Consider the following 15,491-nt stretch of genomic DNA (forward strand, 5'->3'; position numbering starts at 1 on the left):
GGTGCCCATCGCGCGATCTTCGGTATCAGCGGGTGAGTTCGCTCGTTAGCCGACGATGTGGTCCTCCTCGGCTCGAGGCGGGTCGCATCGGGGTTGTCAGACGTCGGTGCGAATCTGCAACGTCTCGGGCGTGAAGGCCGCGCCGGTGGACACCAGATGATCGATCTCGTCGGCACCGAACCCGTACTCGCTGAGTACCTGGACCGAGTTCTCTCCGAGTCGCGGTGCGGGATAACGCAATTCGGGTGCGTCCTCGCTCCACTGCTGGGGGATGCCCAGCGACCGGAGTAGTCCTTCGGTCGGGTGCTCCTCCTCGACGAAGAAGCCGACATCTTTCATGTGCGGGTCGTCGAGCAGGGTTTCGGGTGTGTTCATTTCGATGGCGGGGATGTCGGCCTCGGTGAGGATCTGCACCCATTCCGCTGTCGTCTTGGTTTCGAGTACTTCGGCGAGGAAGCTGTAGAGCAGGGCAATGTTCTCGGTGCGGCCACCGATATCAGCGAAGCGGGGGTCCTGCGACATTTCCGGTTTCCCCGCCAGCGCGAAGAATCGGTGCCAGTGCTTGTCGTTGTAGACGTTCACGCCGAGATAGCCGTCGCGGGTCCGGTACGGGCGTCGGTCGGAGTTCATCATCCGGGCATATCCGGAGGTGCCGATCGAGGGGATGAAAGTGTGGCCGTAGAGGTGGTCGCCCATGGCGAACTGGGCGAAGGTCTCGAACATCGGGACCTGCACCTCCTGGCCGTGCCCCGAGCGCTCACGGCGGTACAGCGCGGTGGTGATCGCGTTCGCCGCGGCCATCCCGACGACGCGGTCGGCGATCGCGGTGGCGATGTAGGTGGGCTCACCGGTTTTGCGGCTCTGCAGTACCGGCATGCCGACGGCGGCCTGGATCAGGTCGTCGTATGCGGGCCGGTCGGCGTACGGGCCGTTCTGGCCGAAACCGAAAGCGCCACAATAGATCAGGCGCGGATTGCGCTCGCGCACCTGTTCGTAGGCCAAGCCGAGACGGGCCATCGACTTCGGGCGCAGGCTGTAGAGCAGCACGTCGGCCGAGGCCAGCATGCGCTGCAACGCGGCATTGCCGTCCGCGGATTTGAGGTCGAGTACCACACTGCGCTTGTTGCGGTTGAGGTGCAGGAAGATCGCGCCCATGCCGGGGTTGCGGCGTGGACCGACACCGCGCGTGGTGTCACCGGCGGTGGATTCGATCTTCACCACATCGGCGCCCATGTCAGCGAGCAACAGGGTCGCGAAGGGGCCCATGAAGTTCGAGGTCAGGTCGAGGATGCGCACGCCGTCGAGCGGTCCGGTCATGTGTTCGTCTCTTTTCGTGGTGCGGGAGACGCGGCCGGGCTGCGCCACCGGCAGCGATCATCGATCGTGCCGGGAGAACCCGAGGTCCGGTCACCGGCTCCTCTCATCGTAAAACGCGAGTGCTATCGAACCCAGTGACATGTTACGAAGCCCGAATTCGCGGAGGCCGAATCAGTCGGCGCTCGTGATCTGACAGTAGTTCTTACTGGGGGTGGGGGTTCATGGGAAGAATCTTTCCCATTGTCGGGAGGTTCTGCCGGAGAGAAGGTTGTCGCATCGGCTTCGAGCCGGAGCAGATCTCATCGAAAGGATCGTGCCTGATGCGCACAAGCGTCAACTTCTCGAGCAACGGCCTGCGCCTGGCGGGCATCCTGTTCACCCCCGACAACCGCACGGGTGAGCGCCTGCCCGCCGTGGTGGTGTCGCACCCCGGCGGTGGTGTGAAGGAGCAGACCGCCAGCATCTACGCGCAGCGACTGGCCGACAAGGGCTACGCCGCGCTCGTCTTCGACGCCGCCTACCAGGGTGAGAGCGAAGGCGAGCCCCGCTTCCTGGAGGACCCCTTCCAGCGCAGCGAGGACGTCAAGTCCGCGGTCACCTTCCTGACCACCCGTGACGATGTCGACTCCACCCGCATCGGCGCCCTCGGTATCTGCGCCTCTGGTGGTTATGTGCCCTTCGCCGCGCAGACCGACCACCGCATCAAGGCCGTGGCCACCGTCAGCGGTCTCGATATCGGCGACTACCTGAGCAACGGCCTCGGCCGCACCCAGGACCCGTCGGTGCTGCAGGAAATGCTCGACGCCGCCGGTGCGCTGCGCACCGCCGAGGCGCAGGGCGCGGAGCCGAACTACCAGATCTGGGCGCCGCCGAGCGCCGAAGGTCTGGAACAGGCGCCGGAACTGTTCCGCGACGCGCACGACTACTACCGCACCCCTCGCGGGCAGCACGAGCGCTCGGAGAACAAGTGGCCGCTGCAGAGCATCGACCGAATCGCGCAGTTCGACGCGTACGCCAAGATCGCCATGATTTCCCCGCGTCCGCTGCTGATGATCGTCGGCTCCAAGGCTGACACCGCCTACTTCAGCGAGGAGGCCGTCGCCAAGGCCGCCGAGCCGAAGGAACTGTTCGTCGTCGACGGCGCGACCCATGTCGACCTGTACGACCTGGACCAGTACGTCACCCCCGCCCTGGACAAGCTCGACGAGTTCTTCGGCAAGGGTCTGGCCGGCTGATCCCGGCCGACGCTCACACAGGCGTCTGCCCCGCACGGGTGATCCTCGTGCGGGGCAGACGTTTTCGTGTATCGGTCAGGGGGTCTTCACCAGGATCGGACCGTCGCCGAAGATGGTTCCGGTATCGACCGAGGGCAGCGCGGATCGGGTCAGCGTGCCGTCGGCGTTGACGTCGAAGATGTGGATCTTCGTCGTCACCGTGGTGGGCAGGCAGTCGGCGACGTAGAGGTGGCGCTCGTCGTCGCTGAGTTTCACCAACCCGGGATAGGACCCGGCCGGCGCCCGGTACGGCGAACCGGGCAGCGGCGTCAACGCACCATCCGGACCGATCGAGAATCCCGCGATCGCACCGCCGGCGACCTCGGGAATGTAGACATAGCGTCCGTCCGAGGTGACCTCGGCCGCGTGCGGCATCCCGCCGGTGGCGTACGGCGAACCGGGGGTGGGCGTCAGGCTTCCGTCGTCGCCGACCGCGAAACCTGAGACACTGCTGCCTTGTTCGTTGCTCACGTAAACGAACCGGCCGTCGGGCGTGTAGCCCGGATTGACCGGGAGCCTGCCGCCGGGCACGGGATCGCCGAGCGAGGTGAGCTCGGCGTCCGCACCGATCGCGTAGCTGTGGATCTTGGCGTCGGCAGCACTGGTGAAGCGCAGATAGCGGCCGTTCGGGTCGACGGTGATCATCGGGAAGACAGCGAATCCGTCGACCGTGGTCTCGCGCAGGAAGGTCAGCGCCCCGGTGGGGGAGACGGCGTAGGTGCTGAGCCGTCCCGGTACCCCGCCCGCGCCGATGAACAGGAATCGTCCGTCGGGCGTCAGGATCGAGGTGACCACCGGGCCGCCGCTGAACGCGACCTCACCACCCGGGATCGGATGCGCCGTGCCGTTGTCGTCGAGGTGGTAGCCGGTGACGCGCTGCGCGCCCACCTGAGTGACATAGACATCGCGGCTCTCGGGTGCCGCGGCCACCGACAGCACGGCGGGACCCGCGCCGAACGGTGAGCCGGGCACTGCGGACAACCCGCCGTCGTCGGCGATGCGCAGGACCGCCACATTGCCGGTGGCGGTGCCGCCCATCAGCAGGAACTGTGACTGTTGACCGGGTGCTCCGGCGGCGGTGCCTGCCGCCCAGCCGGCGCCGAGGACCACCGCCGCGAGCGCGGCGGTCGGCTTGAGGAGCAGCTGGGCGCGACGGCCCGCCCTACGTCGTGGGAATGTCGTCATCGACTACCTATCCGAACTATCCGCTGTGTCAGACGCCGAGGAAGTCGTGGTAGCGGAAGGTGATTTCACCGTCGAGCATCTCGAGCAACTCGGCGATGACGCCGGACTCGTCGCGCCAGGCGAGATAGGCCTCGAAGTTCGCGCGGGTGTCCCACTTCTCGACGAAGAGAATCCGGGCGGGTTCGTCCTGATTACGTGCGACCTCGACGCTGATATTGCCCGCGAAGCTGCGGGTACCGGGCAGGTTCTTGATGAACCATTCGCGCAGATCGTCGAAACGGTCGGCTTTGGCGGACATGTCGATTGTTACCTGAACAGCCATGGAAATGCAGACTCCTGTCGGCAGGAAAGGGAATGTTCGGCGGAAACTTCGGCAGCGAACGGAATGACCGTAACGTGCATCACAGTCCAAGCCAATTGGTGAATCGGAAAGTAGCGATTCGATCAGCGTGAAGTAGCTGTTCGGGGCGGTCTGGCGCGGGTTCGGGGTCGGTGAAGCGGGGGTTCGGAAATCGTCAATTGATTACCCTCGGGGTCTGGATATGATCGAGGTCACTCATTCGGAAATGATTCCGGGAGTTTCCTTTTGCAGCGTGGCAACGGCCATCTCGTCGATGGTGCAGTGCGTTCGGCTGTATTCGTTCGGCAGGAGTTCGATGTGGCGGTGCGGCGAGAAAACCGTTCGAGTCTGTATATCGGCGGTCAATGGGTCGCCCCGGCGACCACCGATACTTTCGAGGTCGTCTCACCGTTCACCGGGCAGCCGATCGGCCGCGTAGTGGCCAGCTCTCGCGAGGACATGGACCGTGCGGTGTCCGCCGCCAGGTCGGCGTTCGACACCGGCCCGTGGCCGCGGATGAGCCTGGCCGAGCGGATGGCGGTTCTGAGTCGGCTCGGTCAGGCGATCGCCGAGCACCGCGGCGAGATCGCGGCGTTGATCACCGAGGAGATGGGCTGCCCGATCACGCAGACGCTGGCCTCCCAAGCAGGCGCGGCGATCGCGCTCATCGAGACCAATCTCGAACTGGTGCAGGACTATCCGTGGCGGACTGTGCGGCGTTCGGCGATCGGCAACGCGCTCGTCACCAGGGAACCACTCGGTGTGGTCGCGGCGGTTGTGCCGTGGAACGCGCCACTGTCGGTGGCGATGCTGAAACTCGCGCCCGCGCTACTGTCCGGCTGCACCGTGATCCTCAAGCCGTCGCCCGAGGCGCCGTTGAGCGCGTATCTGCTCGCTGAACTCGCTGATGCCGTCGGCTTTCCGCCCGGCGTCCTGAACATCGTGGTCGCCGATCGCGCCGAGAGCGAATACCTGGTCACCCACCCCGGGGTGGACAAGGTGTCGTTCACCGGCTCCACTGTGGCGGGACGTCGTATCGCCGCGCTCTGCGGCGACGACCTGCGCCGCTACACCCTCGAATTGGGCGGCAAGTCGGCCGCACTCGTCCTCGACGACGCCGATCTGGCTGCCGCCGTCGCCTCGCTGCGCACGCTGTCGTTCCGCTACAACGGGCAGGCGTGTACGAACAAGACCAGCGTGATCGTCTCACGTTCTCGCGCAGGCGAACTCGTCGAGCGCCTCGCCGACGCGGTGCGTGGACTACGGATCGGTGACCCCGCCGATCCGGCGACCGAGATCGGTCCGCTGGTCAGCCGCCGCCAGCGCGCCCGCGTCGAGGGGTACATCGCCGGCGGCCGAGCTGACGACGCGAAAGTCGTTGTGGGCGGCGGCCGCCCGGATGGCTTCGAGCACGGTCTGTTCGTGGAGCCGACCGTGTTCGCCGAGGTGACGTCGGACATGGCCATCGCCCAGGAGGAGATCTTCGGCCCTGTCGTCGCGGTCCTGGCGTGCGACAGCGAGGACGAAGCGGTCGCGATCGCCAACGACACCGTCTACGGGCTCAGCGGCGCGGTCTACAGCGCCGATACCGACCACGCTCTCGCGGTGGCTGCCCGACTGCGCACCGGCAGCGTCGAGATTAACGGCAGCAGTACCGGTTTCCACGCGCCGTTGGGCGGGTTCAAACACAGCGGCATCGGCCGTGAAGCCGGCCTCGAGGGGTTCGACGTGTTCGTCGAACCCAAGTCCTACGGCATCTCCGGCGACATCGCCGACGCCCTGTCCTGAACGTCACCCGCACTCCGAAAGGCACGTCAATGTCGACTGCACAACGTCTGTGGCCACTGGCCGGGGCGTCGATCACGCTGGACCACGGACTCATCACCATGGGTCAGCACGGTCCACTCACGGTGCCGATCCCGACCTTCCTCATCGAGCACGAGCGCGGGCTGGTCCTGTTCGACACCGGCTTGGTGCCCGAGGCATGGAACGATCCGCGCGCCGTCTACGGCGACCTCGTCGATGTGTTCGCGCTGGACTGCCCGCCGGGCAACACCCTGGAACTGCAGCTCGCCAAGGCCGGGTTCGCGCCGTCCGACGTCACGCACGTGGTCATTTCGCACTCGCACTTCGACCACACCGGCGGCATGTATCTGTTCCCCGACGCCGAGTTCTACATGTCGGAAGTGGATCTGCGCTATGCCTTCTGGCCCGACCCGCCCTACCAGGGCTTCTACCGGCCGCAGGATCTCGAGCTCACCCGCTCGTTCGCGTGGAATCCGCTGCGCGAGGACTACGACCTCTTTGGTGACGGCAGCATCCAGATCCTGCAGACCCCAGGACACACGCCCGGCGAGGTGAGCCTGCTGGTGACGCTGCCGTCGCGGAAATTCCTGATCACCGGAGACGCGGTTCACCTGCGGTCGGGTTTGGTCTCGGAGTGCCCGTGCCCGGTCGACGTCAACGCCATCCAGGCCGTGCAGTCGATCCAGCGGATCATGCAGATCAGTGCCGCCCAGCAGGCCGAGGTGTGGGTCCTGCACGACCCGCAGGACTGGGAGCGGCTGGGCACCGTCGAAGGCGGATACGCCTGATGACCAGCTCCGGTACCGGATCGGTCGGTGTCACCGCGCGACTGGCCGAGCACGTGGCCGCCGTGGCGAATTCCGCACTCGGTGCCGACGACGTCGAGGCGATACGGCGACTGTTCCTCGACAACTTCATCGTCTCGCTGTGGGGCAGTACCCGACCTGCGGCAGGTCGGGTGCGGGAGTGGTCGAGGCGCTTCGCGGGTACCGGCGGAAGTCCGGTGCTGCAGTCTGATTGGTGTACCGAAGCGTCGGTGGCGGCGTTGGCTCACGGGACGGCGGCGCACAGTTACGAGCTCGACGACACCCATGACGTGACCACCAGTCACCCGGGGTCGGTCGTGATCCCGGCGGCGCTGGCCGTCGCCGCGGAGACGGGCGCTTCGCAATCCGAACTGTTCCGGGCGGTGGCCGCGGGCTATGAGGCGATGGTTCTGATCGGCACGGCAGCGGGTGGTTTGGAGACCGTGCATCGGGGGTTCCATCCGACGTCGGTGTTCGGTGCGTTCGGTGCGGCCACGGCAGCGGTGAGCCTGCGTGCTTACCGCGATGGGCAGCTGGTCGATCCCGAGATCCTGGTGGCGGCATGGGGCCACGCGCTGTCGCAACCCAGCGGGTCGATGCAGTTCTCGGTCGAGCCGACCGGTGGTGAGGTGAAACGGGTCCACGCCGGGCTCGGCGCCCGAAACGGTGTGCTGGCGGCGGATTTCGCGCTGATACCGGAGCTGACGGCGCCGCGTCTGGTCGTCGAGGGCACCTACGGTGCCGCGGCGAGTTTCGGCGGTCCGCTACGCGAGGTGACGCCGGGAGACCAGCTGCGTATCCACACCATCAGCTACAAGCCGTACGCGTGTTGCCGCCTGTTCCATTCGACGATCGACGCGCTGGCCGAGGTGACCGACGGATTCACGATCCCGGTCGAGCGGATCACCGAAATCGTGGTCAGCGGGCCACAACTGGTCGCCGACCAGCATATGACCGAGGCCGAGTCCACGATGACCGCGCAGTACAGCTGCCCGTACATCGTCGGTGCGACGCTGGCCTACGGTCCGACCCGTTACGACGCCTACGGCGAGGAGTTCCTGAGGGACGAACGGATCCTCGCGATCGCCGCGAAGGTCCGCTTCGAGGTCGACTCGGATCTCGAAAAGCGCTACTACCCAGAGCATTTCGCCTCGTCGGTGCGTCTGCGATTCGCTGATGGCAGTTCCGCGTCCGCGACCGTGATCGACAGCGTCGGCACCGTGGCGGCTCCCATGACCACCCCGCAGCTCATCGCGAAAGGCGCCGGGCTCGCAGCCCGTGACCACGTGCCCGACGGAACCCGGATCGCCGCCCTGCTCTGGGACGACGCCACCGATGGCCGAGATCTGGCCGCGCTCCTCGCGGCTGGGCATTCGACGAAAGAACAAGCGTGAGAATTCGAGACCGTATCGGCAGAAGCCGGCGCATGATGTCGCTGGGCGTCCTCGCGACCGCCGCTCTGCTGATACTCCTGCCCGCCTCCCCGGCCCTCGGTGCCCCCGGCACCGAGTATCTGTATGTGGCAGGTGCCGCCTCGGACCGACTGCTCGGCTACCGGGTCGGCGCTGATGGGGCACCGCGACTCGTCGCGGACGTACCCACCGGATTCGGCAACCTGTCGGTGAAGGAGTCGGCGGATCACCGCTTCCTCTATGTCCTGACCATCACACCGGCCGCGGCGATCTTCGCCTACGAGATCGGTGCGGGCGGCGACCTGTCCCCGGTCCCCGGCACCCCGACCGTCCTCTCGGAACCGCCGCTCGGGATGAACCTCTCACCCGACGGCAAGCATCTGGTGCTGCTCACCGGACCCAGCCTCGACGGCGGTGCCCACCTGCAGGGCTACTCGGTGGCCGCGAACGGGGCGCCGACGCCGCAGGGCGTTCCGGTGGCGATCGGCCCGGCCGGCATCGCGGGTGGCCCGGTGCCGATGCCGGTGGTCTCACCCGACAGTCTGAACGTCTACGTGTCCAACTATTCCGGCGGCACAATGACTCGGTTCGAGCTGCGTTCCGACAGCACGGTCTCAGCAGCCCGCGAGTCGGTGCGTACCGGCGGCGGACCGGTCAGTCCGACGTTCTCACCGGATGGCCAGTTCGTCTATACCTCGAACGAACATACGTCGAGTGTGTCGGCTTTCCGGTACCAGCCGACGACCGGCGCGCTCGTCGAGGTGCCCGGATCGCCGTTCCCGGCGACGGGGTTGACCCCGCACGGCATCGGGCTCAGCCCCGACGGGAGGTTCCTCTACACCCCGAACGCGCTGACCGATGATGTCACCGGTTTCGCGGTCCAACCCGACGGAGCGTTGCGGCCGTTGCCCGGTTCGCCTTTCCCCGGCGGACCCGTCGGCACGATGCCCGGTCAAGTGTTCGTTTCCTCTGATGGTCAGCGGCTCTACGCCGTCGATCTGGCGGGTACCTCGCCGACGCCGACCGTCGCGTTGCGTGGCTACCGCATCGAGCCCGACGGCGCGCTGACACCGGACGCGGGCGAAGCGGTCGGCACCGGACTCCTTTTTTCCGCGGCTTCGCTGCTCGTGGCCGGTCGGTAGCGGAGATACATCGCGTCGACTGTCCAGAAACATGGACATCCGCGCGTCCCGGATGTCTCTACCGTCGAGATATGGGACATGGTTCGCGAAGATCGTTGCGATCATGAATTCAATTGTCCCACTGTGTAATTCGTTCACATACCTGCTCGCCGGAATCGCCGGCGACACAGATCCCCAGAGGTGAGAAATGACTGCCACCCTTCCCGCTACGCCGGCTGTCGACCGTGACGGCGTGCCGCACTACCGGCTCTTCATCGACGGTTCGTGGGTGGATACCGACACCGCGATCCCGGTGATCGACCCGGCCACCGAGGAGGTCGTCGTCACCGTCGCCCGGGCCGATATCAGCCACGTCGACGCCGCGGTAGCCGCAGCGAAGCGGACCCACGAGTCCGGTGTCTGGCGCAACACCCCGCCCGCCGAGCGGGCCGCCGTGATCGACCGGGTGATCGCCGCGCTGAGCGCCAAGATGGACGACCTCGCGGTGCTCAGCGCCAAGGAGACCGGTATGCCGCTGCGGCTGGCGGGCGCCATCGGCGTCGGCTTCCCGCTGATGCACCTGGGCCACTACGCGGAGCTGACCCGCACCTATGAGTTCGAGCGTTCGGGACCGGTCGCCGGTCAGGTGCTCTCGGCGAGCTTCATCCGTAAGGAGCCGGTCGGGGTGTGCGCGGGCATCGTCCCGTGGAACTTCCCGGCGGTCATCGCCGTGTGGAAGTCGATCCCGGCACTGGCCGCGGGCAACACCGTGGTGCTCAAGACCGACGAGAAGACCCCGATCTTCGCCCTCGAGCTGGCTCAGCTGCTCCAGGATGCCGGACTGCCCGACGGCGCGCTCAATGTCGTCGTCGGTGACGGCCCGACCGTCGGCGGCCACCTGGTCAAGCACCCCGATGTGCGGCTGGTGTCCTTCACCGGGTCCACCGCCACGGGCCGGCAGGTGATGGCAGACGCGTCGGGCACCGTCAAGCGAGTGCTGCTCGAACTCGGTGGCAAGGGCCCGAACATCGTGCTCGACGACGCCGATATCACTGCGGCAGTGGATGGTTCGATCTACGCCTTCCTGCTGCACGCGGGCCAGGCCTGTGAGTCCGGCACCCGCCTGCTGCTGCCCGCCTCGATCCACGACGAGTTCGTCGCCCGTCTGGTGGAGCGGCTGAAGACGCTGAAGATCGGCAGCCCGCTCGACCCGGCCACCGACATCGGCGCGGTGATGAACAAGACCCAGCACGAGCGGATTCTCGGCTACATCGAGAAGGGCAAGGCCGAGGGCGCGACCGTGGTCATCGGTGGCGGTGTGCCGACCGGCGAGGGCTTCGACAAGGGCTACTGGGTGGAGCCGACGGTGTTCACCGGTGTCACCAACGACATGACCATCGCCCGCGAAGAGATCTTCGGCCCCGTGCTCTCGGTCCTGAAGTACGACTCCGAGGACGAGGCGATCAAGATCGCCAACGACACCGAGTACGGCCTGGCGGCCGCGGTATGGAGCCGCGACAACCAGCGTGCTCTGGAGGTCGCCCGGCAGATCGAGGCGGGTTCGGTGTGGATCAACGACTACCACAACATCTCCCAGTACCTGCCGTTCGGCGGTTTCAAGCAGTCCGGCACCGGCCGTGAGCTCGGCCCCGACGCGCTGAGCGAGTTCACCCAGGACAAGGGCATCACGATCGACCTGTCCGGCGACGTGAGCCGGCGCGCCTACGGCCTCGTCCTCGGCACCCCGCCCTCGGCCGAATAGCAGTTTCCGCAGTACCGGTGCGCGCCCGAGCATCGGGCTCGTGTTCGAGAAGATCCAACGGAGAATCTTATGATCAAAGGTCAGTTCACCAATTTCAAGCTGATCGTTCGCGATCTCGACCGCTCGCTGGCGTTCTACGCGTTGTTCGACCAAAAGGTCGGCGCGCTGCTGGAATTCGTCGACCCGGAACTCACCGAAGTGATGCTGGAGGATTCCGAGGGCGTCCGCACCCTGGTATTGCTCCACGGCGACCTGCTGCCCGCACCCGACCCGATTCCCGGATACGCGCCGCTGGTGCTGGTCGTGGATGACGTCCACGCGGCGGCGGCGGAAATCAAGGCCGCGGGTCACGAATTGCGGGTCGAGCCCACCGATTTCGGTCCGGTCAGCCTGGCCATGGTCGCCGACCCCGACGGTTACCTGGTCGAGCTGGTCTCCGGTGACCCGAACGCGGTGCAGAGCCCGCCGCCGGGCACCAAGATCCCGCACCCGGTTCCCTACATCCACGATCACGCATGAGCTCGGTGGTGACCGTGGAAGCGGCGGTGCGGCCCGCCTTCGGTTCCGACGGCGGCGGGCACCTGCTCATCGATGGTGAGTGGGTGCCCGCCGCCACGGGTGCGACGTTCGAGGTGATCGATCCGGGCACCGAACAGGTGGTCGGGCAGGTCGCCGAGGCGTCCGCGGCCGATGTCGATGCCGCGGTGCGGGCCGCGCGGCGCGCTTTCGACGAGGAGCGCTGGCTGCGCCTGTCCTCGGCACAGCGCGGTGTGGTGCTGTGGCGGGCGGCTGATCTCATCGAGGCCAGGTCCGAGGAGCTGGCGCGACTGGAGAGCCTCGACGTGGGAGTACCTGTCTCCCAAGCGAAGCTGATGGTGGCCGAGGCGGTCAACCAGTTCCGCTACTTCGCGGGCTTGGCCGACAAGATCGTGGGCACCACCGTCGACCTCGGCACCGCCGAGCGCCGGATGCAAGGTGCCACCTACCGGGAGCCGGTCGGTGTCGTGGCGATGATCGTGCCGTGGAACGCACCACTCATCGCCATGTCGATGAAGCTGGCGCCGGCGTTGGCGGCCGGGTGCACGTGTGTGCTCAAGCCGTCAGAGGAAGCACCGCTGTCGGCGCTGGCCTTGGGCCGGATCCTGCTCGAAGCGGGCGTCCCGGCCGGTGTGGTCAACATCGTCACCGGTTTCGGCGCGACGGGCGCGGCGATGGCCGAACATCCCGGGGTCGACAAGATCAGTTTCACCGGTTCCACCGAGGTCGGCCGCAAGATCGTCGCCGCGGCCACCGGCAACCTGAAGAAGGTATCGCTGGAACTGGGCGGCAAGTCACCGGTGATCGTGCTCCCCGATGCCGACCTGACGGCCGCCGCGGCGGGAATCGCCCTCGGCGTGTTCTGGAACTCGGGGCAGATCTGCACCTCGGGCACCAGGCTGTTCGCACACGCCGACATCTACGACGAACTCGTCGAAGGGATCGCCGAACAGGGCCGTGCTATGAAGATGGGCTACGGCACCGACCCGGATGTGGTGCTGGGACCGCTCATTTCGCGGCGCCAGCTCGATCGCGTCACCGGGTACGTCCACGGCGGGATCGCCGCGGGCGCCCGGGTGGTCTGTGGCGGCAAGCGGGTGGGCGAGACCGGCTTCTATTACGAGCCGACCGTTGTCGCCGACGCCTTGCCCGAGATGGCGATCGTCCGCGAGGAGATCTTCGGACCGGTCATCGCCGCCCTGTCGTTCACCGATCTCGACGAGGCGATCCGTTCGGCCAACGACACGGAATACGGCCTGGCGGGCAGTGTCTGGACGCGCGATGTCGCGCTCGCGCATCGAATCGCCCGACGACTGCGTGGTGGCCGGATCGGGGTGAACATCCATCGGGCAGGCGGGGTACAGATGCCCGTCGGTGGATTCAAGCAGTCCGGCTGGGGCCGAGAGAACGGTCCCGACGCGCTCGAGGGATACCTCGAGACCAAATCAGTCGTCACGCTGCTCGACCGCTGAAGGCGCGGTTTCGCCGTTACCGTCAAACGACACCCGAAAGTTGTATTGCAATGACAGAGCACGAGAATGACCTGGAGCAGATGACCCGGTGGGTCGTCGACCTCGAGGAAATCAAATACTGATGGCGAAGTACTGCCACGGTATCGACCAGAAGAACGAAGAGACCTTCCTGAGCATTTGGTCCGACGATGCCGATTATCTGCTGCCGCGAGGCGCGGGCCACGGTATCGACGGGGTCAGGGAACTGGTGCGCAAGGTATGGCGCGAGGTCCCGCAGTGTCATCACCACATCACCAATCCGGTGATCCAGATCCAGGGCGACACCGCGACCGCGGCGACCGATGTCTTCTATTTCCGACTCACCGCGGACGGTACCCGGGTATTGCTCTCGGGCCGATACACATTCGAGTTCGTCCGGCGTGACGGAGAGTGGAAGACCAAGCGGCTGGAATTCGCGAGCTTCGTGTCGGACAGCCCAGTTTTCGCGTAGCACCGACCTATGCCTGAGGCCCTGCGACAGTCGTCGCAGGGCCTCAGGCGTCGCATCAGCGTCAGTGGCCTTCGGCTCCAGCGCTCGACTCGGCGGTTGCCGCGCGGGACAGGCGCACGGCCAGACCGCCCAGGATCAGTACGAGGGCTACGATGACTAGCCACGGCGGCAGCCAGTAGGCCGCGCTCGCCGTGATACCGAGCACCGCGGCGCCCACCACGCGCGGGAGCCAGCCGGTGCCGGTCTCCCGGCGGAAGTAGAAGGCCTGCGACAGCAGATACACCGCAGGACCGATCATGATCAGCACACCCGCGACGCCGGCGCGATCGGTGTGGGCATGCCCGAGTACAGTTTCCGCACCCGCGGCGAATATCACCAGGCCGGCAACCACGCCGTAGATCGCACTGAGCCCCAGGTGTACCGCGGCGATCGGGTCGGCGGTGCGGGCGATGTCGCGGACCACGTCGCTCTCGGCGCGGGCGAAGTAGATCTGCCACAGGCAGACCAGCGCCAGGAAACAGCCGAAGGCGAGCGTGAGCACCAGCGCGTCGTCGTGGTGTTCGGTGATCACCCGGCCCAGTGTCAGCACGGTCTCGCCGAGCATGATGATCAGGAACAGTCGCATGCGCTCCACGACGTGCTCGGCGTCGGACGCCAGCTGCCGTGAATCGATCCGTCGACCCGGCACGGGATGCGCCAGCCACGTACCGATCAGGTCGACAGCGGCCGCCGCGGCCCAGAACCACAGGCGCGTGCCGGGCTCCACCATCGCACCGATCAGCCACAGCGGGGTCGAGACCATGAACCACAGCAGGACCCGCAGATAGTGCCCGCGCAGCGCGTCGTCAGGTGCGGTGACGGCGGCGTAGACGCTGGGCCCGATGAGCGCCGCCAGCATCGGCACCACGAACAGCCACGGGCTGTCGTCGAAGGCATGCGCGATGCCCGCATTGGCGAACAGCCCGAGGGCCATCACTGCCACAGTGATCAGCTTCGTGCCCTTGCGCTCGATATCGAGCATGGTGATCTCGAAGGTGGTGAACGTCCAGATGCCCACCACCGCGATCAACGCCACCAGCGTCTCCGCCCCGCCCCGCCAGGTCAGATGCGCGACGAAGTGATGGGTCAGCTGGCCCAGCGCCAGGACGAAGACCAGATCGAAGAACAGCTCGAGGGGCGAGACCGCACGTGAGAGCGGCAGACGCGGTGCGCTCATGGCTTCCTCCTAGGTGACGCCGTGCTCGAGCACTTCGCAACGCAGCCTCAGCGTACCTATCCGCGGGTGCGCGAGTCGTTAGCTGCACGCCGGTGCAACCTCGATTCACAGCGGCCATTGCACACGAGAAGCGCCCGGCGTTCAGAGGAGGGGTTTCCGCAATTCGCAGACTGTCCAATTTCCTGGACAGATGTGGACGAGAGGCGACCGTAATCTCCTGGAATCGGCACGACGGAGTTCCCGTGCAGCCGTGGAGAGTTGGGTAATCACACATGAGCAAGATTTCCGAGGCAGACAAAATTGCCGAAGCGTCGATGGCGGTCGTCGACCGGCACATCGCCGCGATGGGCAGCCGCGACGTCGACACGATCGCCGCGGACTATTCCGAGGACACGGTCATCATCACGACATTGGCCCCGGAGCCGCTCGTCGGCAAGGCCGCTATGAAAGCCTTCCTGGCGACGCTGTTGGCCGCTGGAGCCGACGAGCTCGATGCCGCCGCCGCACCTACTTTCACGCGCAAAGAGGCTGTCGGCGAATACGTCTACCTCGCTTTCGATCTGGGCAACGGCAAGACCGCGACCGAGACCTACCACGTCAAGAACAACGAAGTCGTGTTCGAGACCGCCACTTTCTGACAGTGGTGACGACGAAGTAGCCGATCGTGGCATCGGGGGACCTAAGCCCCCAAGACACGAAAAACCTACCACAGCGCGGTTTTATGGGTGCTGGTCGCGTATGAAAAGCGCGGGG

Annotated in this window: 14 protein-coding genes; 10 read left to right on the forward strand and 4 right to left on the reverse strand. The window is 66.4% G+C overall.

From position 1 onward, the window contains the following. Positions 1-96: 96 nt before the first annotated feature. Entirely contained in the window at positions 97-1,317 is a 1,221-nt protein-coding gene (locus tag ACFTS5_RS06710) for a CaiB/BaiF CoA transferase family protein (RefSeq protein ID WP_378628072.1), read from the reverse strand. Positions 1,318-1,637: 320 nt separating this feature from the next. On the opposite strand from ACFTS5_RS06710, the gene ACFTS5_RS06715 reads away from it, so the two are divergent. Continuing rightward, positions 1,638-2,552, forward strand: a complete 915-nt coding sequence (locus ACFTS5_RS06715; protein WP_378628074.1) for an alpha/beta hydrolase — start codon at positions 1,638-1,640, stop codon at positions 2,550-2,552. A gap of 75 nt (positions 2,553-2,627) precedes the next feature. Here ACFTS5_RS06715 and ACFTS5_RS06720 read toward each other — a convergent pair whose 3' ends face one another. Continuing rightward, a complete protein-coding gene (locus ACFTS5_RS06720; protein WP_378628075.1) occupies positions 2,628-3,776 on the reverse strand; it encodes a lactonase family protein in 1,149 nt (382 codons plus the stop codon). Positions 3,777-3,804: 28 nt separating this feature from the next. Further along, complete coding sequence (locus ACFTS5_RS06725) at positions 3,805-4,098, reverse strand: putative quinol monooxygenase (protein WP_378628076.1); 294 nt, start codon at positions 4,096-4,098, stop codon at positions 3,805-3,807. Between the two features lie 336 nt (positions 4,099-4,434). Here ACFTS5_RS06725 and ACFTS5_RS06730 point away from each other — a divergent pair, with 336 nt between their 5' ends. The 8 genes from ACFTS5_RS06730 (at position 4,435) to ACFTS5_RS06765 (ending at position 13,522) form a co-directional block, all read left to right on the forward strand. Beyond that, positions 4,435-5,904, forward strand: coding sequence for an aldehyde dehydrogenase (locus ACFTS5_RS06730; RefSeq protein ID WP_378628077.1), 1,470 nt, complete (start codon positions 4,435-4,437; stop codon positions 5,902-5,904). Positions 5,905-5,933: 29 nt separating this feature from the next. Next, positions 5,934-6,710: an N-acyl homoserine lactonase family protein gene (locus ACFTS5_RS06735; RefSeq protein WP_378628080.1), complete on the forward strand. Its 777-nt coding sequence runs from the start codon at positions 5,934-5,936 to the stop codon at positions 6,708-6,710. Continuing rightward, positions 6,710-8,122 (forward strand): MmgE/PrpD family protein, encoded by a 1,413-nt coding sequence (locus ACFTS5_RS06740; RefSeq protein WP_378628081.1) that lies wholly within the window; start codon positions 6,710-6,712, stop codon positions 8,120-8,122. The genes ACFTS5_RS06735 and ACFTS5_RS06740 overlap by 1 nt, the downstream gene beginning before the upstream one ends. 32 nt (positions 8,123-8,154) lie before the next feature. Then, complete coding sequence (locus ACFTS5_RS06745; RefSeq protein ID WP_378628084.1) at positions 8,155-9,282, forward strand: lactonase family protein; 1,128 nt, start codon at positions 8,155-8,157, stop codon at positions 9,280-9,282. A 187-nt stretch (positions 9,283-9,469) separates the two neighbouring features. Continuing rightward, positions 9,470-11,023 carry an aldehyde dehydrogenase family protein gene (locus tag ACFTS5_RS06750; RefSeq protein WP_378628086.1) on the forward strand — a complete coding sequence of 518 codons (1,554 nt, stop codon included), beginning with the start codon at positions 9,470-9,472 and terminating at the stop codon, positions 11,021-11,023. A 69-nt stretch (positions 11,024-11,092) separates the two neighbouring features. Next, positions 11,093-11,542, forward strand: coding sequence for a VOC family protein (locus ACFTS5_RS06755; protein WP_378628088.1), 450 nt, complete (start codon positions 11,093-11,095; stop codon positions 11,540-11,542). Next, positions 11,539-13,032: an aldehyde dehydrogenase family protein gene (locus ACFTS5_RS06760; protein ID WP_378628090.1), complete on the forward strand. Its 1,494-nt coding sequence runs from the start codon at positions 11,539-11,541 to the stop codon at positions 13,030-13,032. The genes ACFTS5_RS06755 and ACFTS5_RS06760 overlap by 4 nt, the downstream gene beginning before the upstream one ends. 121 nt (positions 13,033-13,153) lie before the next feature. After that, on the forward strand, positions 13,154-13,522 hold the full coding sequence (locus ACFTS5_RS06765) for a nuclear transport factor 2 family protein (RefSeq protein ID WP_378628092.1): 369 nt from the start codon (positions 13,154-13,156) through the stop codon (positions 13,520-13,522). Positions 13,523-13,583: 61 nt separating this feature from the next. On the opposite strand, the gene ACFTS5_RS06770 is transcribed toward ACFTS5_RS06765, so the two are convergent. Then, positions 13,584-14,738: a low temperature requirement protein A gene (locus tag ACFTS5_RS06770; RefSeq protein WP_378628095.1), complete on the reverse strand. Its 1,155-nt coding sequence runs from the start codon at positions 14,736-14,738 to the stop codon at positions 13,584-13,586. Between the two features lie 272 nt (positions 14,739-15,010). Here ACFTS5_RS06770 and ACFTS5_RS06775 point away from each other — a divergent pair, with 272 nt between their 5' ends. Continuing rightward, positions 15,011-15,376 (forward strand): nuclear transport factor 2 family protein, encoded by a 366-nt coding sequence (locus ACFTS5_RS06775; RefSeq protein ID WP_378628097.1) that lies wholly within the window; start codon positions 15,011-15,013, stop codon positions 15,374-15,376. Positions 15,377-15,491: the final 115 nt, after the last annotated feature.

It is taken from the genome of Nocardia sp. NPDC056952 (assembly GCF_042674185.1).
GTDB lineage: Bacteria > Actinomycetota > Actinomycetes > Mycobacteriales > Mycobacteriaceae > Nocardia.